Annotated in this window: 23 protein-coding genes; 12 read left to right on the top strand and 11 right to left on the bottom strand. The window is 53.5% G+C overall.

Annotated elements, in window-relative coordinates; all coding sequences use genetic code 11:
* Positions 1–6: 6 nt before the first annotated feature.
* The 10 genes from ACTHYN_RS10410 to sthA all read left to right on the top strand — a co-directional run bounded on the left by ACTHYN_RS10410 (position 7) and on the right by sthA (position 10,408).
* Entirely contained in the window at positions 7–1,461 is a 1,455-nt protein-coding gene (locus ACTHYN_RS10410; RefSeq protein ID WP_441812403.1) for a glyceraldehyde-3-phosphate dehydrogenase, read from the top strand.
* 265 nt (positions 1,462–1,726) lie between these two features.
* Positions 1,727–3,073, top strand: a complete 1,347-nt coding sequence (locus ACTHYN_RS10405) for a Na(+)-translocating NADH-quinone reductase subunit A (RefSeq protein ID WP_441812384.1) — start codon at positions 1,727–1,729, stop codon at positions 3,071–3,073.
* Positions 3,074–3,077: 4 nt separating this feature from the next.
* A complete protein-coding gene (locus ACTHYN_RS10400; protein ID WP_441812383.1) occupies positions 3,078–4,286 on the top strand; it encodes an NADH:ubiquinone reductase (Na(+)-transporting) subunit B in 1,209 nt (402 codons plus the stop codon).
* Positions 4,279–5,082: a Na(+)-translocating NADH-quinone reductase subunit C gene (locus ACTHYN_RS10395; protein WP_441812382.1), complete on the top strand. Its 804-nt coding sequence runs from the start codon at positions 4,279–4,281 to the stop codon at positions 5,080–5,082. The genes ACTHYN_RS10400 and ACTHYN_RS10395 overlap by 8 nt, the downstream gene beginning before the upstream one ends.
* Positions 5,083–5,084: 2 nt before the next feature.
* Positions 5,085–5,750: an NADH:ubiquinone reductase (Na(+)-transporting) subunit D gene (locus tag ACTHYN_RS10390; protein WP_441812381.1), complete on the top strand. Its 666-nt coding sequence runs from the start codon at positions 5,085–5,087 to the stop codon at positions 5,748–5,750.
* Positions 5,750–6,358: an NADH:ubiquinone reductase (Na(+)-transporting) subunit E gene (nqrE, locus tag ACTHYN_RS10385; protein WP_441812380.1), complete on the top strand. Its 609-nt coding sequence runs from the start codon at positions 5,750–5,752 to the stop codon at positions 6,356–6,358. The genes ACTHYN_RS10390 and nqrE overlap by 1 nt, the downstream gene beginning before the upstream one ends.
* A gap of 38 nt (positions 6,359–6,396) precedes the next feature.
* Positions 6,397–7,623: an NADH:ubiquinone reductase (Na(+)-transporting) subunit F gene (nqrF, locus tag ACTHYN_RS10380; protein WP_441812379.1), complete on the top strand. Its 1,227-nt coding sequence runs from the start codon at positions 6,397–6,399 to the stop codon at positions 7,621–7,623.
* A 9-nt stretch (positions 7,624–7,632) separates the two neighbouring features.
* Positions 7,633–8,685, top strand: a complete 1,053-nt coding sequence (locus ACTHYN_RS10375) for an FAD:protein FMN transferase (RefSeq protein WP_441812378.1) — start codon at positions 7,633–7,635, stop codon at positions 8,683–8,685.
* Positions 8,686–8,697: 12 nt separating this feature from the next.
* On the top strand, positions 8,698–8,949 hold the full coding sequence (gene nqrM, locus ACTHYN_RS10370) for a (Na+)-NQR maturation NqrM (RefSeq protein WP_441812377.1): 252 nt from the start codon (positions 8,698–8,700) through the stop codon (positions 8,947–8,949).
* A 67-nt stretch (positions 8,950–9,016) separates the two neighbouring features.
* Positions 9,017–10,408, top strand: a complete 1,392-nt coding sequence (sthA, locus tag ACTHYN_RS10365; protein WP_441812376.1) for a Si-specific NAD(P)(+) transhydrogenase — start codon at positions 9,017–9,019, stop codon at positions 10,406–10,408.
* Positions 10,409–10,436: 28 nt separating this feature from the next.
* Here sthA and ACTHYN_RS10360 read toward each other — a convergent pair whose 3' ends face one another.
* The 8 genes from ACTHYN_RS10360 to dctP form a co-directional block, all read right to left on the bottom strand.
* Positions 10,437–11,231 (bottom strand): glycerophosphodiester phosphodiesterase, encoded by a 795-nt coding sequence (locus ACTHYN_RS10360; RefSeq protein ID WP_441812375.1) that lies wholly within the window; start codon positions 11,229–11,231, stop codon positions 10,437–10,439.
* A gap of 9 nt (positions 11,232–11,240) precedes the next feature.
* Positions 11,241–12,356 (bottom strand): 3-deoxy-7-phosphoheptulonate synthase, encoded by a 1,116-nt coding sequence (locus ACTHYN_RS10355; RefSeq protein WP_441812374.1) that lies wholly within the window; start codon positions 12,354–12,356, stop codon positions 11,241–11,243.
* A 33-nt stretch (positions 12,357–12,389) separates the two neighbouring features.
* Positions 12,390–12,830 carry a TerB family tellurite resistance protein gene (locus ACTHYN_RS10350; RefSeq protein ID WP_441812373.1) on the bottom strand — a complete coding sequence of 147 codons (441 nt, stop codon included), beginning with the start codon at positions 12,828–12,830 and terminating at the stop codon, positions 12,390–12,392.
* 43 nt (positions 12,831–12,873) lie between these two features.
* Complete coding sequence (gene tal / locus ACTHYN_RS10345) at positions 12,874–13,842, bottom strand: transaldolase (protein WP_441812372.1); 969 nt, start codon at positions 13,840–13,842, stop codon at positions 12,874–12,876.
* Between the two features lie 157 nt (positions 13,843–13,999).
* Positions 14,000–15,037, bottom strand: a complete 1,038-nt coding sequence (dusA, locus tag ACTHYN_RS10340) for a tRNA dihydrouridine(20/20a) synthase DusA (RefSeq protein ID WP_441812371.1) — start codon at positions 15,035–15,037, stop codon at positions 14,000–14,002.
* A gap of 76 nt (positions 15,038–15,113) precedes the next feature.
* Entirely contained in the window at positions 15,114–16,388 is a 1,275-nt protein-coding gene (locus ACTHYN_RS10335; RefSeq protein WP_441812370.1) for a TRAP transporter large permease, read from the bottom strand.
* Positions 16,385–16,930, bottom strand: coding sequence for a TRAP transporter small permease (locus ACTHYN_RS10330; protein ID WP_441812369.1), 546 nt, complete (start codon positions 16,928–16,930; stop codon positions 16,385–16,387). The genes ACTHYN_RS10335 and ACTHYN_RS10330 overlap by 4 nt, the downstream gene beginning before the upstream one ends.
* Before the next feature lie 68 nt (positions 16,931–16,998).
* Positions 16,999–18,087, bottom strand: coding sequence for a TRAP transporter substrate-binding protein DctP (gene dctP / locus ACTHYN_RS10325; RefSeq protein WP_441812368.1), 1,089 nt, complete (start codon positions 18,085–18,087; stop codon positions 16,999–17,001).
* A gap of 365 nt (positions 18,088–18,452) precedes the next feature.
* Between dctP and ACTHYN_RS10320 the strand changes: the two genes are divergently transcribed.
* Positions 18,453–19,004, top strand: a complete 552-nt coding sequence (locus ACTHYN_RS10320; protein ID WP_441812367.1) for a hemerythrin domain-containing protein — start codon at positions 18,453–18,455, stop codon at positions 19,002–19,004.
* Between the two features lie 85 nt (positions 19,005–19,089).
* Positions 19,090–19,578: an acyl-CoA thioesterase gene (locus tag ACTHYN_RS10315; protein ID WP_441812366.1), complete on the top strand. Its 489-nt coding sequence runs from the start codon at positions 19,090–19,092 to the stop codon at positions 19,576–19,578.
* A 42-nt stretch (positions 19,579–19,620) separates the two neighbouring features.
* On the opposite strand, the gene ACTHYN_RS10310 is transcribed toward ACTHYN_RS10315, so the two are convergent.
* The 3 genes from ACTHYN_RS10310 to ACTHYN_RS10300 all read right to left on the bottom strand — a co-directional run bounded on the left by ACTHYN_RS10310 (position 19,621) and on the right by ACTHYN_RS10300 (position 21,955).
* Positions 19,621–20,088, bottom strand: a complete 468-nt coding sequence (locus ACTHYN_RS10310; protein ID WP_441812365.1) for a hypothetical protein — start codon at positions 20,086–20,088, stop codon at positions 19,621–19,623.
* A gap of 143 nt (positions 20,089–20,231) precedes the next feature.
* Positions 20,232–20,999 (bottom strand): 7-alpha-hydroxysteroid dehydrogenase, encoded by a 768-nt coding sequence (gene hdhA, locus ACTHYN_RS10305; RefSeq protein ID WP_441812364.1) that lies wholly within the window; start codon positions 20,997–20,999, stop codon positions 20,232–20,234.
* 92 nt (positions 21,000–21,091) lie between these two features.
* The gene (locus ACTHYN_RS10300) at positions 21,092–21,955 is read right to left on the bottom strand and encodes a LysR substrate-binding domain-containing protein (RefSeq protein WP_441812363.1); all 864 of its coding nucleotides are present in this window, start codon (positions 21,953–21,955) and stop codon (positions 21,092–21,094) included.
* Positions 21,956–22,214 lie beyond the last annotated feature (259 nt).

Below are 22,214 nucleotides of genomic sequence, written 5' to 3'. Positions count from 1 at the left end.
GAACAGATGAACCAGTGCTTGTCCAACTGGATGGATAGAGAATCCACAGCGGAGGCTATGATTCCGCTGATCGGCCGCCTATACCGGAAAAACAACATTGTTACCTCCGTATACGGCCGTTCCATCATTAACCAATCGGTTATCGATATTATTCGCGCCCACAGGTTTGTGCGTCAGGTAGAGGACGGCGAGCTGTCCGTGCACGACACCCTGCCAATACTTCAGGCCATGGATACCATGGAGCTTGGGCGTGCGCACATAGATATCGGGAAGCTGGCTGTAAAGTTCAAGGAGACGGGCGGTGATCTGGCCGAGTTTCTTGGCAAGGAAATTGGCTCAGTGGTTGGTCAGTACCACGCCCAGTCGGAAGAAGACGCCAATAACGGCACTAAAGATGTTGTGCTTTACGGCTTTGGTCGTATCGGCCGCTTGCTCGCCCGCATTCTGATTGAAAAGGCCGGTGGCGGTAATAACCTGCGCTTGCGAGCGATTGTGGTGCGTCAGGGCGGCGCAGACAACGATCTGCAAAAGCGTGCCAGCCTGCTTCGCCGCGACTCGGTTCACGGGCCCTTTGACGGCACCATTCGTGTAGATGAAGAAGAATCGGCGCTGATCGCTAACGGTAACTTTATCAAGGTGATCTATTCAGATGGCCCGGATAAAGTGGATTACACCCAGTACGGCATTGATAACGCCATTGTTATTGATAACACAGGTAAGTGGCGCGATGAAGAAGGCCTGGGTCTGCACCTGAAATCCAAGGGTGTTAGCCGGGTTATGCTGACCGCGCCCGGTAAGGGCGATATCAAGAATATTGTTTACGGCATTAATAACGACTGGATTACCGAAGAAGACAAAATCCTGTCTGCGGCCTCTTGCACGACCAACGCGATTACCCCTGTACTGAAAGCGATTTACGACGAATACGGTATTGAAGACGGCCACGTCGAAACCGTTCACTCCTACACTAACGACCAAAACCTGATCGATAACTACCATAAGGGCAGTCGTCGCGGTCGCAGTGCCGCGCTGAACATGGTAATTACCGAGACAGGGGCAGCAAAAGCTGTTTCAAAAGCCCTGCCAGAACTGACCGGCAAGCTGACCGGTAACGCTATTCGGGTACCAACCCCGAACGTTTCTATGGCCATTCTGAACCTTAACCTCGAAAAAGAGGTGGATGTTGAAGGGGTAAATAACTACCTGCGCGAGATGGCTTTGCACTCTGAGCTGCAAAAACAGATCGATTTTGTGAGGTCTCCTGAGGTTGTGTCTTCAGACTTTGTAGGCTCGCGCCACGCCGGCATTGTGGATGCGCAGGCCACGATCGCTGATGGTAAGCGATTGATATTATACGTTTGGTACGACAATGAGTTTGGCTACAGCGCTCAGGTAGTCCGTGTTGTAAGTCAGATGGCGGGCATTAATTACCCTATCTTCCCGAAGCGCACGCGCGACTGAGGGATAGGCGTCTGAGTGGGCATTAATTGCTCCAAAAGCCCGGCGATGAAAGTCGCCGGGCTTTTTTGTTGGCTCTTGCTAACCATCGCCGGTTTACGATCCGGTACAAACCTGTTCTCGTTTCAGGTGGAAATAGCTTGCCTTAGACTCTATAATTGGCGCGATTTTGGGTATGTCTGGCTCCCCGTTTCTCAACGAACTTCTGGGCCGCTGGAGTTGGGCACTACTAATCCATAGAATAGTTTCTGATGATTGGATGAGGCTAATGATTAAGATCAAAAAAGGCCTGGATCTTCCCATCAGCGGCGCTCCCGAACAGACCATCACAGACGGAAAACCAGTTCGCCATGCAGCGTTAATTGGTTTTGACTACATCGGCATGAAGCCGACGATGGCTGTTAAAGAAGGAGATCGTGTTAAGCGCGGTACGCTGCTGTTCACGGACAAGAAGACCGAGGGCGTTCGTTATACATCACCCGGTGCCGGTGTGGTGAAAGAAATCAATCGCGGAGAGCGTCGGGTATTTCAGTCAATTGTCATCGAGCTTGACGGTGATGATGCTGAAACCTTTGCCCGCTTCAGTGACTCTGATCTCGCAGGTCTCGAACGTCAACAGGTGGTCGATAACCTGGTCGAGTCGGGCTTGTGGACGGCATTCAAAACCCGTCCCTATAGCAAAGTACCGGCTATCGATACAGCACCGCACTCCATATTTGTCTCTGTTATGGATACCAACCCGCTTGCTGCTGACCCCACGGTTGTGATTTCTGAGGCTGCGACAGCCTTTGAAAACGGCCTGACTATTCTGGGCCGGCTTACCATGGGCAAGGTATTTGTAACCGGTCGGCCCGGCTCCGATGTGTCTGTTCCCAAAGCCGACAACATTGAAGTGCAACAGTTTGACGGCCGGCACCCTGCCGGAAACGTAGGCACACATATCCACCATCTTGATCCGGTTTCTGCCAGCAAGAGCGTATGGACGATTAATTACCAGGATGTGATCGATATTGGTCAGTTGTTTGCTACGGGCGAACTGAACGTTGACCGCATTGTTGCACTTGGTGGCCCCAGGGCCCAGAAGCCTCGCCTGGTTCGTACTCGCCTGGGTGCCAGCCTGCCTGAACTTCTTGATGGCGAAGTCACGGCTGGCAGCGACGTTCGCGCAATCTCCGGTTCTGTATTCGGTGGCCGCCGCGGCGAAGGCCCCTGTGCTTACCTTGGTCGCTTTGCCAATCAGGTATCCTTGCTCGAAGAAGGCAATAAACGGCACTTTTTGGGCTGGCTGTCGCCGGGCACGGACAAGTTCTCTGTCCTGAATATCTATTTGTCGAAATTGTCTGGTAGCAAAAAGTTTAACTTCACAACCACCACCAACGGCAGCGAGCGTGCCATGGTACCGGTTGGTTCGTACGAGAAGGTGATGCCTCTGGATATCCTGCCCACTCAGTTGCTGCGTGCGCTGATTGTAGGGGATACCGAAATGGCTCAGAAGCTCGGCGCTCTGGAATTAGACGAAGAAGATCTGGCGCTGTGCACGTTTGTGTGCCCGGGTAAATATGAATACGGTCCGATTCTCCGTGAGAACCTGACCCGAATCGAGATCGAGGGCTAATACGATGGCTATCAGGCAGTTTCTCGATGGAATCGAGCACCATTTTGAACAAGGTGGCAAGTACGAGCGCTGGTATGCGCTGTACGAAGCCGCCGATACCATGTTTTACACACCAAGTTCGGTAACCTCTACAACCTCCCATGTGCGTGACGGCATTGACCTCAAACGCATCATGATTTCGGTATGGTTGTGTGCGTTTCCGGCAATGTTCTTTGGTATGTGGAACATTGGCTTTCAGGCCAACAGTTTTTTGGCGTCCAATCCGGATGCACTCATTGCAGACGGAGGCCTGCGCACAGCGTTTATTCAGGCGCTTGCCGTTACCGGTGCCGGAGCGGGTATCTGGGATAACTTCGTATACGGGATGGCGTACTTTGTTCCTGTTTACTTTGTGACCTTCGTAGTGGGTGGCTTTTGGGAAGTGTTGTTCGCAACTGTGCGTCGTCACGAAGTAAACGAAGGCTTCTTTGTCACCTCTATTCTGTTTGCACTGATTTGCCCGCCAACCATTCCTCTATGGCAGGTGGCTTTGGGCATTACATTCGGTGTGGTGATCGGTAAGGAAGTGTTTGGCGGAACCGGCAAAAACTTTCTTAACCCGGCACTGACTGGCCGTGCATTCCTGTACTTTGCGTATCCGGCGCAGATCTCCGGCGACGCTGTCTGGACAGCGGTTGACGGATTCAGTGGCGCAACCGCCCTGAGCCTTGCTGCGAGCGGTGGTCTTGAAGCACTGAACGATGGCATCGGCTGGATGAACGCATTTATGGGGTCTGTCCAGGGTTCCATAGGTGAAACTTCTACGCTGGCAGTAATGATAGGTGGTCTGATCCTGATTGCTATGGGGATAGCCAGTTACCGGATTGTGGGGGGCGTGCTGATCGGCATGATAGCCACAGCGGTGCTGATGAACGTTGTAGGCTCCGATACCAATCCGATGTTCTCCGTTCCGGCGCACTGGCATCTGGTTATGGGCGGTTTTGCCTTTGGCATGATGTTCATGGCAACCGACCCGGTTTCGGCTTCCATGACCAACACAGGTCGCTGGTGCTTCGGTATTCTCGTAGGTGTGATGACCATTCTGATCCGGGTTGTTAACCCGGCGTTCCCGGAAGGCATTATGCTGGCGATTCTGTTCGCTAACCTTTTTGCTCCGCTTATGGACCACTACGTGGTTCAGGCAAACGTTAAACGGAGGCTCGCTCGTGGCTAAGGGTAAAGAAACTGTCCCAAGAACGCTGCTTGTTGCTCTGGTGCTGAGCATCGTGTTCTCTGTTGTGGTATCAACCGCTGCGGTTGTGCTTCGCCCGGCCCAGGTCAAGAACCAGAACCTGGACATCAAGACCAACATCCTGGCGGCAGCAGGCATGCTGCCTGAGGGCGCGGGAGCCGAGGAGATTGAGAAAGTATTCTCGCAATTTGAGGTGCGCCTGGTGGACCTGGAAACCGGTGACTATGTAGAGCCGTCTTTCGTGGGTGTAAAAGATCCAATGAAGTACGACATGTACAAAGCCACCTCAGACCCTGAGATGTCCACCAATATCCTGTCTGCGGCAGATACCGCTGGCATCAAGCGTCGTCCCAATATTTCCAAGGTTTATACCCTGAGCGAAAATGGTACTGTCAAGCGGGTGGTACTACCTGTTCATGGTTATGGCCTCTGGTCTACGCTTTACGGGTTTATGTCTCTGGAAGGGGATTTGAACACTATTGAAGGTTTGGGTTTTTACGATCATGCTGAGACCCCGGGCCTGGGTGGCGAAGTGGATAATCCACGCTGGAAATCCCAGTGGGTTGGCAAAGAGCTGTACGATGAAGATAAAACCAAGCCGCAAATCCGCTTGGTAAAAGGTGGTGTTAGCTCCAATGCCGCTGATAAAGAGCACAAAGTTGATGCGCTCTCCGGTGCGACACTGACCAGTCGTGGCGTTCAAAACCTGGTGAATTACTGGATGGGTGACCGGGGTTACGCGCCGTTCCTCAAGAAACTTCGTGAAGGGGAGGTCTGATCATGGCCGAAGTAACAGCCAAGCAGGTTCTTTTCGAACCTATATTCAGTAACAACCCAATCGGGCTGCAAATCCTTGGTATTTGCTCGGCGCTTGCGGTAACCACAAGCATGAACGTGACCATCGTTATGTGCCTGTCGGTTATTGCAGTGACCGCATTTGCCAACCTGGCCGTATCGCTGGTTCGTACCCAAATACCGGGCAGCATACGGATCATCGTACAGATGACTATTATCGCCTCCCTGGTGATTGTGGTTGATCAGATACTCAAAGCCTATGCCTATGAGATCAGTAAGCAGCTCTCGGTATTCGTTGGTCTGATTATCACCAACTGTATTGTTATGGGCCGCGCCGAAGGCTTCGCCATGAAAAACGGCCCCTGGCTGAGTTTCCTGGACGGCATTGGTAACGGCATGGGCTACTCGATCATGCTGCTGTTCGTGGCATTCTTCCGCGAGTTTCTGGGCGCCGGCTCACTGTTTGGTGTAACCATTCTGCCCCCGGTTAACGAGGGTGGCTGGTACATTACTAACGGCTTGCTTCTGTTGCCTCCCAGCGCCTTCTTCATCATTGGTCTCGCAATCTGGGGCTTACGCACCTGGATGCCTGAGCAAGTAGAAGAAGAGGACTACAAAATGTCCCGTCATACCCATAAGGAGGCCTTCTGATGGAGCATTATATCAGCCTGCTTCTCAAAGCTATTTTCATTGAGAACATGGCGCTCGCGTTCTTCCTTGGTATGTGTACGTTCCTCGCCATTTCCAAGAAAATAGAGGCTGCCACGGGGCTTGGCATTGCCGTTGTTGTGGTTTTAACGCTGACTGTTCCGGTTAACAACCTGATCTATAACAACATCCTTCGTGATGGCGCCCTGGCCTGGGCCGGCTTGCCGGATGTAGACCTCAGCTTCCTCGGCCTGATTACCTACATTGGTGTTATTGCAGCCATTGTTCAGATTATGGAAATGATTCTGGACAAATATATCCCGGCGCTTTATTCCGCATTGGGTGTGTTCCTGCCGTTGATCACAGTGAACTGCGCCATTATGGGCGCCGCACTGTTTATGGTGGAGCGTGACTATACCTTCAGTGAAAGTGTGGTTTATGGCTTTGGCGCCGGTGTGGGCTGGGCCTTGGCTATTATTGCTTTGGCCGGTATCCGTGAAAAACTGAAGTACAGCGACGTTCCAGAAGGGCTGCGTGGCCTGGGTATCACCTTCATTACGGTTGGTTTGATGTCCCTGGGCTTTATGTCGTTCTCAGGGATTTCCCTGTAATTCACCCCGGTGATTCGGTTTAACAAAAAGGCGAGACCATGTTTACAGAAATAACACTTGGTGTGGTCATGTTCACCGTTATCGTTCTGGCGCTTGTGGCGATCATACTCGCGGCGAGATCCAAACTGGTAAGCACCGGTGACGTGACCATCGAGATCAATGACGACCCGGAACATACCGTAAAAACGGAAGCCGGTGGAAAACTTCTGGGCACCCTGGCAGGCAGCGGTATTTTCCTGTCATCTGCTTGTGGCGGCGGCGGCACCTGCGCCCAGTGCAAATGTAAGGTGTTTGACGGCGGCGGCGCCATGCTGGCCACAGAAAAAACGCACTTTACCAATCGCGAAGAGAAAGAAGGTTGGCGCTTGTCTTGCCAGGTTCCGGTTAAGCAGGACATGAAAATAGAGGTGCCCGAAGAATTCTTTGGCGTTAAGAAGTGGGAATGCGAAGTTGCTTCCAACCATAACGTGGCCACCTTTATCAAGGAGCTGGTACTGAAGCTGCCAGAAGGCGAGGAAGTGGATTTCCGCGCGGGTGGTTATGTGCAGCTTGAGTGTGATCCTTACGAAATCGACTTTAAAGATTTTGATATTGAAGATGAGTTCCACGGTGACTGGGACAAGCTTGATATCTGGCGCTTCAAGGCGATCAACAAGGAAGAGACCATTCGCGCCTACTCCATGGCGAACTATCCGGAAGAGAAGGGCGTTCTCAAGTTCAATATTCGTATTGCCACCCCGCCTCCGGGTACTGATCACATGCCGGGCATTATGTCCAGCTACACGTTCAGCCTGAAGCCGGGTGACAAGGTTACGGTGATGGGGCCGTTTGGTGAGTTCTTTGCCAAGAAAACCGAAGCCGAAATGGTGTTCATTGGTGGCGGTGCGGGTATGGCTCCCATGCGCTCACACATTTTTGATCAACTCAAGCGACTGAACTCAAAGCGCAAAATCAGCTTTTGGTACGGTGCCCGAAGTGTGCGCGAGATGTTCTACGTGGAAGACTTCGACATGCTTGCCGAAGAGAATGACAACTTCGAATGGCACGTGGCCTTGTCTGACGCGCAGCCTGAAGACAATTGGGAAGGCCCGACAGGCTTCATCCACAACGTGCTTTACGACAAGTATCTGAAGGATCACCCAGCTCCGGAAGATTGTGAGTACTATATGTGTGGCCCCCCTATCATGAACTCATCTGTTATCAAGATGCTGAAAGATATGGGCGTTGAAGACGAGAATATTATGCTGGATGACTTTGGAGGCTAAGCCGCTCAGATGACATCTCGTGTTTTACAGCCCGCCCGGGTGGCCTTTGCTGGCGTTATGATAACGCTTGTATTGGCGACCCTGGCGGGTTGCTCGTTTCAGCCGGATGAAAAAATCTGGGAAATCGCAGGGCCCGTGTTCGGGACCACTTATCACATCAGTGTGGTACTGCCAGAAGATCGCGAACGGTTAGAGGCACTGGCAGAAGGTATAGACAATGTCCTGGACGGTGTTGATGCGTCCATGTCAACCTGGCGGGACGATTCCGAGTTATCGAAATTGAACCGCCTTGAAGACCAGTCAGACTGGATTCCGGTTTCTGAGCCATTGTTTGAGGTGCTTGCCAGATCGGATGAGATTTCACGGCTCACCGACGGAGCGTTCGATATCACCATTGGACCGGTGGTTAATCTTTGGGGCTTTGGCCCGAATGCACGGCCCGAGCATATTCCCTCAGACGAAGCCCTCGCCAGCGCCCTGGCTGCAACGGGGTTTGAAAACCTGCAACTGCAGGCTGATCCACCAGCGGTGAAAGCCGTGAAGCCGCAGTATATTGATCTTTCGGCCATCGCCAAAGGCTATGGTGTGGATGTGGTGGCAAGGTACCTGGACAGCGAGGGCGTTAAGGCCTATCTCGTGGAAATAGGTGGCGAAGTGCGCACCCAGGGTAAGAAACCCGACGACAGTGTGTGGAAGCTTGCCATTGAGCAGCCTGCAGAGGGTGGAGAGCATACGGTAAACCGCATTGTGACCTTGCCTTCCATGGCCCTGGCCACTTCGGGCGACTATCGTAACTATTACGAATCACAAGGGCAGCGTTTCTCCCATACAATAGATCCGAGGACTGGAAAACCGATTGCCCATAACCTGGCTTCGGTCACCGTTATTGCCGACGACAGTATGAGCGCAGACGCACTGGCAACCGGTTTTACAGCCATGGGATATGAGCGGGCAATCACGCTTGCAACCCGGGAGAACATTCCGGCTTATTTTATTATCCGGACGGAGAGCGGGTTTGAGTCTCATCAAACACCGGCTTTTTCGTCTTACGTTAAGCAGTAAGGGGAGGGCAACATGGGTACTTTTCTTCTGGTTTTTGCCATTGTGGTTTTACTGGTAGCCGGCATGTCTGTTGGCGTCATTTTTAGTGGTAAACCGATCAGTGGCACCTGCGGTGGCATAGGGGCGCTGGGAATCAGCTCATCCTGTGATATTTGCGGTGGTAACACGCAAAAGTGCGAAGAGGAAAACCAACGCGCGGGCTCAGAGGCCGTTGCGCCCGAGGATCTGGCTTATGATGCCGGTGCCGTGGGCCGCAAACAGTAAGCGTTGGCACATATATAAAATAACCCTAGTGGTTTTTTCATGACGTAAATAAGGAGTCATTGCGCGCATGGCAGAACATCATTACGACGTGGTCGTTATTGGAGCCGGGCCTTCAGGCGAAGGTGCGGCCATGAATGCGACGAAAAGTGGCAAGCGTGTTGCGATCGTGGAAGACAAGCCAACCGTGGGCGGCAACTGCACCCATTGGGGAACAATTCCTTCCAAGGCTCTTCGGCACTCGGTCAAGCAGATTATCACCTTTAATACCAACCAGATGTTCCGGGACATCGGCGAACCTCGCTGGTTTTCATTTCCCCGGGTGTTGCAGAATGCACAGAAGGTTATTGGTAAACAGGTAAAACTGAGAACCCAGTTCTATTCCCGCAACCGTGTGGATCTGATTAACGGGCGTGCATCGTTTCTGGACAACAATCGGCTGGAAGTGCGCGGTAACAAGTCCGTCGAGACTCTGCACTTCAAGCAGGCCATCATTGCTACTGGTTCACGTCCCTATCTGCCGCCTGATGTGGATTTTCGTCATCACAGGGTTTATAACTCAGATACCATACTGAACCTGTCCCACACACCGCGCACGCTGATCATATATGGCGCCGGTGTTATCGGGTCGGAGTATGCCTCTATCTTTGCCGGCCTTGGTGTGAAGGTGGATCTGATCAACCCGGGCAGCCGCCTGCTCTCATTCCTCGACGACGAAATTTCCGATGCGCTCAGCTATCACCTGCGCAACAACGGTGTGTTGGTGCGCCATAATGAGCAGTACGAATCTGTTGATGGAGACGACCACGGCGTGGTTCTCTCTTTGCAATCAGGCAAAAAGATTCGCGCCGATGCGTTTCTTTGGTGTAATGGCCGGAGCGGTAACACGGATAGCCTGGGGCTTGAGAACATTGGCCTGACACCGAATGGCCGGGGCCAGCTAGCCATTGATGAGCAGTACCGCACCGAAGTAGAAAATATATACGCCGCAGGCGATGTCATCGGTTGGCCAAGCTTGGCGAGTGCTGCATATGATCAAGGGCGCTCGGCTTCTTCGGACATCGTTAACGATGATTACTTCCGGTTCGTATCCGATGTGCCGACAGGCATTTATACGATTCCTGAAATCAGCTCCGTAGGACAAACCGAGCGAGAGCTAACCGCCGCTAAAGTACCCTATGAAGTCGGCCAGGCCTTTTTCAAGGATCTGGCCAGGGCGCAAATTACCGGCGAGCCAGTGGGTATGTTGAAGATTCTGTTCCATCGTGAAACCAGACAGATTCTGGGCATTCACTGCTTTGGAGACCAGGCAGCAGAAATCGTTCACATCGGCCAGGCGATCATGAACCAGGAGGGTGAGGCTAACTCGCTCAACTACTTTATTAACACAACCTTCAACTATCCAACCATGGCGGAAGCCTACCGCGTAGCTGCGTTGAATGGCCTGAACCGGATTTTTTAATCGGTTCAGGTTTTCGGTTGGTTAAAACCTAGTTGGCGGGTAATGCCTCATTGCCCGCCGCTATGCAGTCCTGGCGATCAGGCAGTGACGGCGCTGAGCGGTCGCGGTTATCAAAGAACATGCGCGCACTTGTCGGGTAATCGGTAATGATGCTGTCTACGCCCATAGCTTCAAGTTGAAGCATGTCCTGAATGCCATTAACCGTCCAGCTGGAAACATGCATACCTTTTCTGTGGGCCGTTTCCACCAGCTCCTTCGAACACATCTTCCAATTGATACACAGATATTCACAACCCAGGCGCGCTGCCAGGCCGATGGGCCGTGGAAATCGTCGTTCTGATACCAACCCGGTACGAATATGCTTGTTTCTTCTGCGAATCTCTTTTAAAAACCACGTATCGGAGGAAGTGATCGCGGCCGATTGGTAAAGATTTCGGCTTTGAATCACTTCTGTAAGACGGTTACAGAGAATGTTGAGCCGCGCGCGGGAATCTTTTTTTACTTCAAGCTGAAAGTGCTCAACGTCGGCAAACTGATCCAGTATCTCTTCCAGCCCGGGGATGCCGGTCTTTTTCGGCCAGGGGCGAGTGTTTCGCCGAGCATCCATTTGGGAAAGTTCGGCGGCGGTGTACTGGCCCACTTCGCCCTTTTGGCCTGTGGTGCGCTCCGTTGTGAGATCGTGCACCACAACGAGCTTGCCGTCTTTAGACAACACCAGATCCAGCTCAAAATGACGAATACCCTGCTTGTAAGCAAACTTGAAGCCGGGCAGGGTGTTTTCAGGGGCTTCACCTTTGGCGCCCCGGTGTCCGTACACGATCATTCGGGTGTTTCACCTTTTCAAACGTTGGTAAATGGCTTGGCGCTTATTCCACGTGTCGTGGCATAGCTGTATATCTTCCAGGTAGGCTGGCAGTTCTTCCATAAGAAGTGCCTGAGGCCCATCGACCAGTGCTTTCTCCGGTTTCGGGTGGAAGTCTACCAGCACCATGTTCGCCCCTGAAACAACGCCCTGTGCGGTTGCGTGCATCACATCCAGAATACCATCGGGTGCTTTCGCGCGCGTACCCACGGAGTGAGACGGATCAATGCATACCGGCATGCGCGTTAGCCGCTTAACCGTGGGTACGTGGGCGAAATCCACCATGTTTCGGTGCGGTTGGCCGGCCTCGGTTTTCATGCCGCGCAGGCAAAAGATAACGTTTGCGTTGCCCTCGCTGGCCAGATACTCCGCCGCGTTCAGGGATTCGTTCAATGTAATGCCAAACCCGCGCTTTAGCAGTACCGGATAAGTGCTCTGACGGCCAATGGCTTTCAAAAGCTCAAAGTTCTGGGTGTTTCGGGTGCCCACCTGAAGCATAACGCCGGTGGGCCGGCCGAGCTTTTCCAGGCAGTTATCTATTTCTTCAATGTGGCTTTCATGGGTGATCTCCATGGCAACCACTTTAATGCCGTGTTTGCCTGCCTTCTCAAACACCCATGGCAGGCAGCCCTTGCCGTGGCCCTGAAATGAATAGGGGTTGGTGCGTGGTTTGTAAGCCCCCATGCGCGTACAAACCTGGCCGTTTTCTTCCAGAGCTTTCAGCATCATTTCAACATGTTCTGGCACATCCACAGCGCAAAGCCCGGCAAAAATATTCAGGTTCGACTGGTTAAAATCGACCCCATTGTAGCTGAAGCCCGTTTGCCGGTTGTCATCCTTGTGACGCCCCAGCACCCGGTAATCGTCGGATATTCGGATAGCACGCTCAACAGCGGGCAGGGCTTCTACCTCTTCCATGTCGAGCGGCTTGGTGTCGCCCAGCAGGTATATTTCGGTCAGTCGCTGTTTGGTACCCTGAATCTCGTGTACTCGCACCGTGACACCCGGCAAGTGTTCCAGGTAATGCATGGTTTGGCGATAGGCTTCGCTGTCCAGCGGAGTATCTGGGTGAAGAATGGCTAGCATGGTGGCTCCCTCGTTACATGCAGGCTAAAAGCTTCAGCTTTCGGCCCTGTGTCGCGCCTGCATAAATTCCCGGTGATTAAGGTGCATCAGGTCTGCAATCCGGCGAACAAGATGCTCTTCGTATTTGTCGATACGGTCGTCGGCAAGAGCCACGCGCCAGATGTCTTCCAGCAATGCCTGTTTGTCTTCCTGATCCAGAACCTCATTGATCTGCCCGGTAAATTCATACAGGGATGTGGCGCTTTGCGCCTGGGTCATCGCCTGATCAAGAATCTCTTTGGCTTCCTCCCGGGATAAATTATGCACTTTCACTGAGCAATCGATAATGGCCTGTAGCTCTCGCTCATCCTGATCACTATCGACCTGCGCAAGCTGCACCATCAAAGCGGTGGCAGCAACCGCGATGTGGTGCGCATCGGGTTTGTGATGCTCTGTTTCCGCTGTGCTGAACAGTTTTTTCAGGCTTTCGATCATAATCTGATACGGCTATTTTGGTGTGTTGAACGTGCGTTTAGAGTCAGGCTGCTTTCATGGCCAGTTGGCGAACCTGGTTCTCCAGTGCAATCTGATCTGCGGTAAAGCGACGGATACCATCGGCCAGTTTTTCTGTAGCCATGGCATCCTCGTTTGACTCCCAACGGAACAGTTTTTCATCCAGCGCCCCGAAGCCATCCGAAGAGGAAGCGCCGGTTGCTGAAAGTTGTTGCTTCAGAGGGCCTGTGTCATCTTTCAGCTCTTGCAGTAGCGCCGGGCTGATGGTCAGCCGGTCGCAGCCTGACAGCATCTCTATTTCGCCAAGGTTGCGGAAGCTTGCGCCCATAACAACCGTATTGAACCTGTTGGCTTTATAGTAATTGTAGATGCGAGCAACCGACAGCACGCCCGGATCTTCGGCTGCAGGGAACTGGTCGCGGCCACTGTTAGCCAGGTGCCAGTCAAGTATGCGCCCTACAAACGGCGAAACCAGGAATGCCCCGGCTTGTGCACAAGCGGCTGCCTGCACGAAGGAAAACAAAAGCGTGAGATTGCAGCGAATACCTTCCTGTTCAAGAATTTCAGCGGCACGAATACCTTCCCAGGTAGAGGCGATCTTGATCAGAACCCGGCTGGTATCTACCCCCTGTTGATCGTAGAGCGCTATCAAGCGCCGCGCCCGCTTGAGAGTGGCTTCTGTATCAAATGAGAGCCGCGCATCCACTTCGGTAGACACCACGCCCGGTATCAGGCTCAGTATTTCCTGCCCTGCCAAAACCGCCAACATGTCGGTTGCCATGGTTAACTGCTCGGCGCTTGAGCCGCCCTGCCTTTGGGCCAGGGCAACGGCTCTTTCAAGCATTGGTCTGTAGGCCTCGGATGCCGCTGCCTTCAGCAATAGCGACGGGTTGGTTGTCGCATCCTCGGGTCGCCATTGGGCAATCGCATCTAAATCGCCAGTATCTGCCACTACGGTGGTCATGGTTTTGAGTTGGTCAAGCTTGTTGGTCATTCGCACTGTCGTCCCGGTTGATAGTTTTGCGCACCCGGTCCCGGGCGCGTCCTGTACCTCTACAATAGCGGGCTGTAAAGGCAGGAACAAGACAGCAAAAAGTAAGGTTTTGGCAATACTGCGTTAATCCAGCGACCACGCAGTGGTAAAGCAGTGGCTAAACACTGGCAGACGCTTTGGCTAATGCGATCTGCTCCTGCTCCCGTACCTTTTGAAGAGCTGTTTGAATAACCTCAATGCCAGCCCCGGATTTGTGAGCATTTTCACTAATGTAGCGGCGGAAAAGCCGGCCGCCGGGCATGCCGTGGAACAGCCCAAGCAAGTGTCGGGACATGTGTGCAAGGTACACGCCGCGATCCAGTTCGCTCTGAATAAACGGATACATGGCTTCCAGCATCTCATGACGTGAAGCAAGAGCCGGCTCGCCGCCGAAAAATTCCTGATCTACATCGGTCAAAAGCCAGGGGTTGTGATAAGCCTCGCGGCCCAGCATCACGCCATCTGTGCGCGCCAGGTGCTCGTGACATTCGGCAAACGTTTTGATGCCGCCGTTAATAATAATCTCAAGGTGCGGATACCTCTGCTTAAGCTGGTATACCCAATCGTACTTTAACGGTGGCACGTCCCGGTTTTCCTTGGGGCTTAAGCCTTCAAGAACCGCAATGCGGGCATGCACAATAAACGTTTGGCAGCCGGCTTCGCTGACTTTGTCTATAAAGTCGCACAGATCTTCCCAGGACTCCCGGCCATTAATACCTATGCGATGTTTAACCGTAACCGGCAGACGGGTGGCCTCAATCATTGCCCGAACGCCCTCGGCTACCTTATCCGGGTGCTCCATCAAACAGGCACCGATCATATTGTTCTGTACCCGGTCGCTGGGGCAGCCAACGTTCAGGTTTACCTCGCTGAAACCAAATTGCTCAGCCAGCCGCGCGCATTTAGCCAGGTCATTCGCATCGCTGCCGCCAAGCTGCAATGCCAGCGGGTATTCGGCAGCGTTGTGGCGCAGAAACCGCTCTGTATCGCCGTGAATAAGCGCGCCAGTGGTAACCATTTCGGTGTAAAGCAGGGTGTGCTTGCTTAGCAGGCGGGCCAGATAACGGTAATGCGGCGTGGTCCAGTCCATCATCGGGGCCACGCTGAAACGGCGAGATGGGAACAAATTCAATTCTGAGGGGGCCTTGTTGGTCATGCATTGCTCGGTAGTGCCTGTTTGAACCGCAGATTCTATCAGGAAAGCGGATCCGCCCCAACGTGAGGGCCCCTCACTAGAGCAGCGAGGGTACCCAGGTTGAAAGTATCGGGAACGCTACCAGCAGCAGAATCACCGCTGCAAAGGCGAGGTAAAATGGCAGTGAGGCAATAATCGCCCGCTCGAAAGGCACGTTGGCGATCCGGGACGCTGTCATGAGCGTCATCCCCACTGGGGGCGTGACGTTGGCGATATTGAGCACCACGATCATCAGAATTGCAAAGTGCAGTGGGTCCACACCCAGCTGAACCATCGCTGGTACCAGCACCGGCGCCACCACAACAAGTGCTGGCAGCACATCCATTACGGTTCCTACCAGCAGCAACAGCGCGCATACCAACAGTAGCTGGATAAACATTGAGTTGCTGAAGGTGGTAATCAGCTCAGCCGCGTCACGGGCGATACCTGAGCGGGTCACAAACCAGCCAAGCACTGCTGAGGTTGCCAGCAGGAAGAACACCACGCCCGAGAAGCGTACAGTTACCATCAGTGCGTGCCAGATCTTTTTCCAGGTGAGGTTGCGATAGAGCACCAGGCCAATAACGATGGCATAAACCGCCGCAAAACCGGAAGCTTCGGTGATCGTCGTCAGCCCCGACAGAATCCCGCCAAGAATAATCAATGGCACGAACATCGCTGGCAAAGCCATCAGAAAAGCCATTCCTGCCACCTTGAGCGGCGTGGGTGCCTGCTTGGGATAGCCCCGCCTCCAGGCTAGGAAAAAGCTTACCGCGAGTAACGCCAAGGCCATCAAAAGGCCGGGAATGATGCCGCCGGCAAACAGGTCGATAACCGAAATGTCACGCAACAGGGTGGCATAAATCACCATCACGACGCTGGGTGGAATAATCGGGCCGATAATGGACGAACAGGCGGTAATCGCCGCGGCATACTCGGCGTCATAGCCTTGTTTTTGCATTTCGGGGATCATGATTTTACCGATCGCTACGGTATCGGTGATTGCTGCGCCGGTCAGGCCGGCAAAGAATACAGACACTGAAATATTGACGTGCGACAGCGCTCCGCGCACCCGGCCAAAAAGCGCATTATTGAAGTCGATCAGCTTCTGGGTCAGGCCGCCCTGGTTCATTAGTTCAGCGGTGAAGATAAAATAGGGCACCGCAATGAGCATGAAACCCGAGACGCCGGCAAACATGCGGTCAGCAATAATGCTGAGCATGTACTCGCCACCCATGGAAAAGCCACCGGCCAGACCGGAAAGTGCCATCACAATGGCCACCGGCATACCGATAAGCAGAAGCACCACAAACACAATAATCGCAGGTATCATGAGCGCTTCTCCGTGTTCCTGGCTCCAATATATTCATCAATCAGCGCGTCGTCATCGATGAAATGCTCGAGCAGGTCGAAGCCCTGTACCAGGTGCAGCAAAATGATAGCGCCACTGATTGGCACTACGATCGCGGTAAATTTGGCGGAAACCTGGATCTGGTCAGAAACCATGTAAATCTGGTTTGCGCTCGTGAAATAGTTCCATCCGTACCAAAGCAGCAGGATCCCAAACACCGCGATTATGACCAGACACAGGGCCGCGGAAAATGTCCGTAATATTCGGGGCAGGCTGCGAACCAACAACGTCATGGCCACATGTTCACCGTAGCGCAATGAGATTGTCATGGAGAGGAAGCCGATCCAGGGCAGGAAAAGTCGGGCCAGTGAATAGGTCCAGCTGAGGCTGCTGCCGGTGACCAGTTTATAAATAAAAGCCGTGAACGAGATGCCCAGCATGACAAGCACGCAGGTTACACAGGCCACAATCGCCGCCTGGTTTACCCGGTCACTCAGTTGGCGAAGAGGCTGAAGGAGTTGCATCAAGGCACCTTACAAGCAACATCGGCCGACCCGAAGCACGGGGCCGGCCGATGGATGGGCGAGCGATGTCAATTGTCACTGCCTGTGTGCTCTGCACCGTATTTGGCCATGTCCGACTCCTTCACTTCTTCCCCGACACGCTTGACCTCTGCAAGGAAAGCATCGACCTTTTCAGCGTCGATGCCAAAGTCGTTCACGATCCATTTTTTCCAGGCAGGGCGCGCGATCTCTGCCATGCGCTCGCGCTCTTCGGCGGGCATCAGGTAGCAGTCCTTAAAGGTCTCGCAGGATTCCAGCCAACCGGCTGTTGCCAGTGCTGCAGACATGCCGTGCCCTATAGCGATGGCTTCCCGCGCGGAGGTCACAATCACTTCTTGCTGCTCATCCGTCAGATTCTGGTACCAGTTCTCGCTGATCAGCCAGGCGGCGCTGTTGTAAACGTGGCCGGTCAGGGTGGTGTAATCCGTTACTTCGTGGAAGTTGAAGGTTGTATTGAGCACCGTTGCGTTGAACTGACCATCAGCCAGCCCGGTTTCAAGCGCGGTAATCACTTCACCCCAAGGCAGCGGCGTGGCAGAGGCGCCCAGCGCCTTCATGATCGCGACGTGCCCGGGATTCTCCTCGGTGCGAATGTTTAGCCCTTCAAGGTCTTCCACTGTTTTGATGAGGTGCTCGTTGTTGGTGAAGGCCACAAAGCCGCCGCCGTCATCGAAGGTGCCCAGATAACGCATATTGGTTTCTTCAACCGTGCCGGACATCAAATCGGCAAACCACTTACCATCGAGAAAAGCCCAGGCCTGGCGCCAGTTATCGAATATGAAGGGGGCTGTCATCAGCTGGTAATCGTCATAGTAGGACGACATGGCGCCCGTGGTGATAATCGTGGACTGAAGGGTGCGACCGCCCTGAACTTCCTTGGCGGTATCTACTTCAGAGCCCAGTTGGCTGTTACCAAAGATATTGACCGTAACCTCACCGTCGGTGCGCGACTCGACCAAATCCTTGAAACGTATTAACGCGGGGTAGATTGAGTTGTTACTCATGTTTTCAGGCAAAATAGTGGCAATTGCCATTTCATTGGCTTGTGCCGGTACAGCAGCCATTGCCAACGGCAAAGCAGCCAGCAAGGCGATACGTGAAAGCGTCTTGGTTATCATATGCGCAGGGTCTCTTGTTATTTTGTGTTTATTTTCTGACGCCAGCAAAGACAACGTTAAAGACCGCAAACTCATACACTCTACTCTGGCGTAGTCATTTCAACATAGGTCAGGCACTCTGAATGAGCAAGCGGGAGGCTGGCGTCGCCCCGGGAGGGTGTTGCGCCGTGCCTGTTTGGCTCGCCCAGGAAATTTTCACGACGCTTGCTGAATCTGGTATTACAATAGTGAACAATCCAGTATGGGACTCAGAGAATATCGTTCAACAGAAGTGGGCCATGGTGGCCTGTTGTCTACTGTTGAATCCGCTATTGTTGATAGTGTGAGATAACCACGACACGAACCACCAAAAAGGATGTTTTATCATGGCTACTCTTAACCAATTGCGTCGCGATCATGCCAACATGGCGCGGTTGCTGCACATACTCTTGCTCCGGCACAACACTCTAGAGCAGGGCGAGCGCCCGGATTTTCATCTGATACGTGAGGTTGTGGACTACATTCTGGACTACATGGACGGCTTTATCATGCCGCTGGAGCGCCTTTACACCGAGCATTTACTGGCTCGGGAACCTGAAGCCGAGGCATTGAGTCATAGGCTGGCTGAGGATTACCAGGCGCTGCGTGAGCGACTGAACGAACTTTCCGAGACCATAGACATGATTCTGTTAGACGCCGTGGTGCCCATGGAGCGTTTCATCGACGATCTGAAAACCTATCTTGATGCCCACCTGGCTTACCTGCATGCCGAGCGTGAACAGTTGTTTCCATTCCTTCGTGAGCATTTAACCGATGCACAACAAGAGGCTTTGCTGGACATGTTGCCAGACGGCGCACAAGAAAACCTGTCACGGCTCCGGGAGGATTATCCAGAGCTTTATGCGGAGTTTAAAGCAGCGCCTTCGCCGTTTTCCTGAGGGGCAGGGCGTTGTTTTCCTCGAGTGGGGCGCTCCGGGCTCTCTCTGAGGTTTTGTTAAAATGTTCGTTAACCAAGAGAGCGCTATGACACTCGGTTCCGCAACACTCACCATGACAGTGCTAATGACACCGGATAAGGCCAACTTTTCTGGCAACGTGCACGGTGGCACCCTGCTTAAATACCTTGATGAAGTGGCCTATGCCTGTGCCAGCCGCTATGCAGGCCATTATGTGGTTACCCTGTCGGTTGACCAGGTAACATTTCGGCAGCCTATCCATGTGGGAGAGTTGGTTACGTTTCTGGCCAGCGTTAATTACACCGGTAACACCTCAATGGAGGTGGGCATTAAAGTGATCACAGAAAACATCAGTGAAAAGCTGGTCAGGCACACCAATAGTTGTTTTTTTACGATGGTGGCGGTGGACGAGCGTGGGGCAGCGGTAAAAGTGCCCACACTTGAACCCTGTACTGAGGATGAAATCAGGCGCTTCACTAATGGCCAGCAGCGTCGTGAGATTCGTGCTGAGCTAGAGGAGCGTTACAAGGCGTTGAAACCCCGAAAGGCAGAGTGAGCCCTGCCTGGTTGTCTGGGCATGACAGGGCCTGTCTGGCTGCTACCTTGGTAGCAGGCTTGCACGAAGAGTCATGTAGTTAACCACGCTCGCCACAAGACCGGCAATTACGGCCAGCACCAACACCGCCATGGTGAGCGAGACGGGCACGGATCCCATAACCCTTTGCCATATCACTGCACCTGTCACGCACACACCAAAGGCAAACATGCCGTGCTTGAAAGTGAGCCACAGCACCGTGGGCACGAACCGGCGTTTGGGTACCTTCAATGTTATGTAAGTGACAACGGTGAGAATCATGGCCAGGGACACCGCCAGCGGCACAGCCGAGCCCAGCACCGTTTGACTGTCGTTTGTGATGCCATCCACCGAGATGGGGATCGGGGCGTTACCCCACAGTATGAAAATCTGGATGATGCCGTTAACAAGTGCGTTGATGAGACCGTTCAATGCAGCGCCCTGAATGATCTTTCCCTGGGGCATGGCGGGAATGACAGGGGAGTGAGTCATGCTGTTTCCTTCTGCAAGCGCTGCTGTGACAAGCGTAACTGCGAGCGTTTTGCAGCTACGCTTGTTTGGGCGTCACTTTTATCTTATGAGCCGGGCAGGCGCACGGTTGCGCCTGCCAATGGCAAGCTTTGAGTGTTTACCGATTAATCCAATTCCTGAACGCCACCGCCGGATACCGTAAGAATCTGCCCATCGACCCAGCTGGCAGCGGGTGAGCACAGAAACAGGGCGGCATTAGCCATGTCCTGGGGTTCGCCCAGCCGGTTAATGGGAGTGTGCTCCAACATCTTTTTCTCTATGTCGTCGTTCAACACGGATTTCAGAGCGTCGGTGCGCGTAGCCCCGGGAGCTATGGCGTTCACGCGAATGCCCTTGGGGCCCAGATCGAAGGCAATATTGCGAACGAGGTGGCTGGTCGCGGCCTTTGAAGAACCGTAAGAGGCCATACGCTTGTTCTTGTTCTCGGCAGACATGGATGTGATGGCCAGGATTGCGCCACCCCCGGCTTTCTCCATTTCGGGCACCGCTAGCTGGGCCAGGCGGAACAGCGAGAATACGTTCAGATCGTAGGCGCGGCGAAAGTTGTCCATGGGCATGTCGAAAGGCTGGGGTCCACCGCCGCCGGCATTACTGACAACAATGGTCAGTTTGCCGAAGGTCTCTGCGGTTTGGTTCACCAGCGCGACAAGGTCTTCTTCCTTGGTGACATCACAGGCGATTCCGGATGCCTTGCCACCTTGCGCTTCGATGACTCTGGCAACGGCGTTGGCCGTTTCGGCGTCAAGGTCGCTGACCATAACCGCTGCACCGGCCGCCGCGAAGGTTTCTGCAATGGCTCGGCCGATACCTGCGCCTGCGCCCGTAACAACAGCAACCTGGTCTTTGAGCGTGAAGTGCGTTGGATCATACATAGGATTCATTCCATGACTGGCTTGGTTGGGTTTTTAACGTAGCCTAGGGCCACGCTAATGGTTGTGCAACTTTCTAAAACTCTTGGCGTGGGCTAATCACTTGTCGATAAGTGGCTCCGAATCAGTTCTGCCAGTTGTTTTACCGGCTCTGATGGCCGGCCCGAGGGCCGGTGCAGGGCAATTTCTACTGACTGTAACGCGGGCATGCCGCTGCGTTCATCCAGCACCCGCAGTTGCGGAGTGAGCATGTTCCGGGTCACCACAACCACAGCCAGCCCAGCTGCAACCACAGGCATTAAACCGGTCATGGACTGGCTGGAATAGGCCATGCGCCAATCCCGGCCAGCGCCAGCCAAAGCTTCTTCGGCCACATCCCGGAATACGTCTGCACCGGGTGAGTACAGTGCCAGGGGAATTGGGTCGGTGAGTGAAGGCTGGGCATTGGCGCCGACGGCCCACATTAGTGGCTCGCGCAGGATAACTTCGCCTCCGGGCGACCGCACCTGCCGTGTCACCACGGCCAAATCCATGGTGCCGGCCTGGACCTGTTTCACCAGTTCTACACTGGATCTGCAGGTTACCTGTAGTTGTACCGCCGGAAACAGCCGGTTGAAGTGGGATAATACCGAGGTAAGCAAAAACGCGTAGTCTTCGGGAATGCCCAGATTCAGCTCCCCGGACACCTGTTGCTGCTGTACATCATCAACGGCTTCGTTATTCAGTTCCAGCATTTTTCTGGCGTAGCCGACGAGTTTTTGGCCCTCGGCTGTAAACCTTATACGCCGCCCATCCCGCTCGTGGAGCGGCACGCCAAGCGCCGCTTCCAGGCGATTTAACTGCATACTCACGGTGGACTGGGTGTAAGCCAGCCGTTCTGCGGCTGCGGTTACGGTGCCGGTGTCTGCAATGGTCACCAGAGTCAGCAGCATGTTCAAATCCAGTACCCGTTGTCTCAATATATCAATCCCGTTGATGTTATCTATCAAAAACCATTGATGTTGTGATGAATGTTAAGTGGTTAACCTATCACTGTCGAATCCATTCACCTACATCAACAGGAGTTACAACGGTGCAAGCAATCACACACACATCTCGCCCGCTTATTATCAGTATTATTGCCGCCCTTTTTGCCGTTGTGCTCTGGGCCGGTGCGCCTTTACTGGTGGATTTAGCCAGTTCGGTTCCGCCTTTTCAGCTTACGACCATTGCGTTGCT

Source organism: Marinobacter sp. (assembly GCF_052091845.1).
In the GTDB taxonomy this organism is placed as follows: Bacteria; Pseudomonadota; Gammaproteobacteria; order Pseudomonadales; family Oleiphilaceae; genus Marinobacter.
Note: the sequence above shows the minus strand (reverse complement) of the source record. Positions and strands in the feature narration are given on the sequence as shown.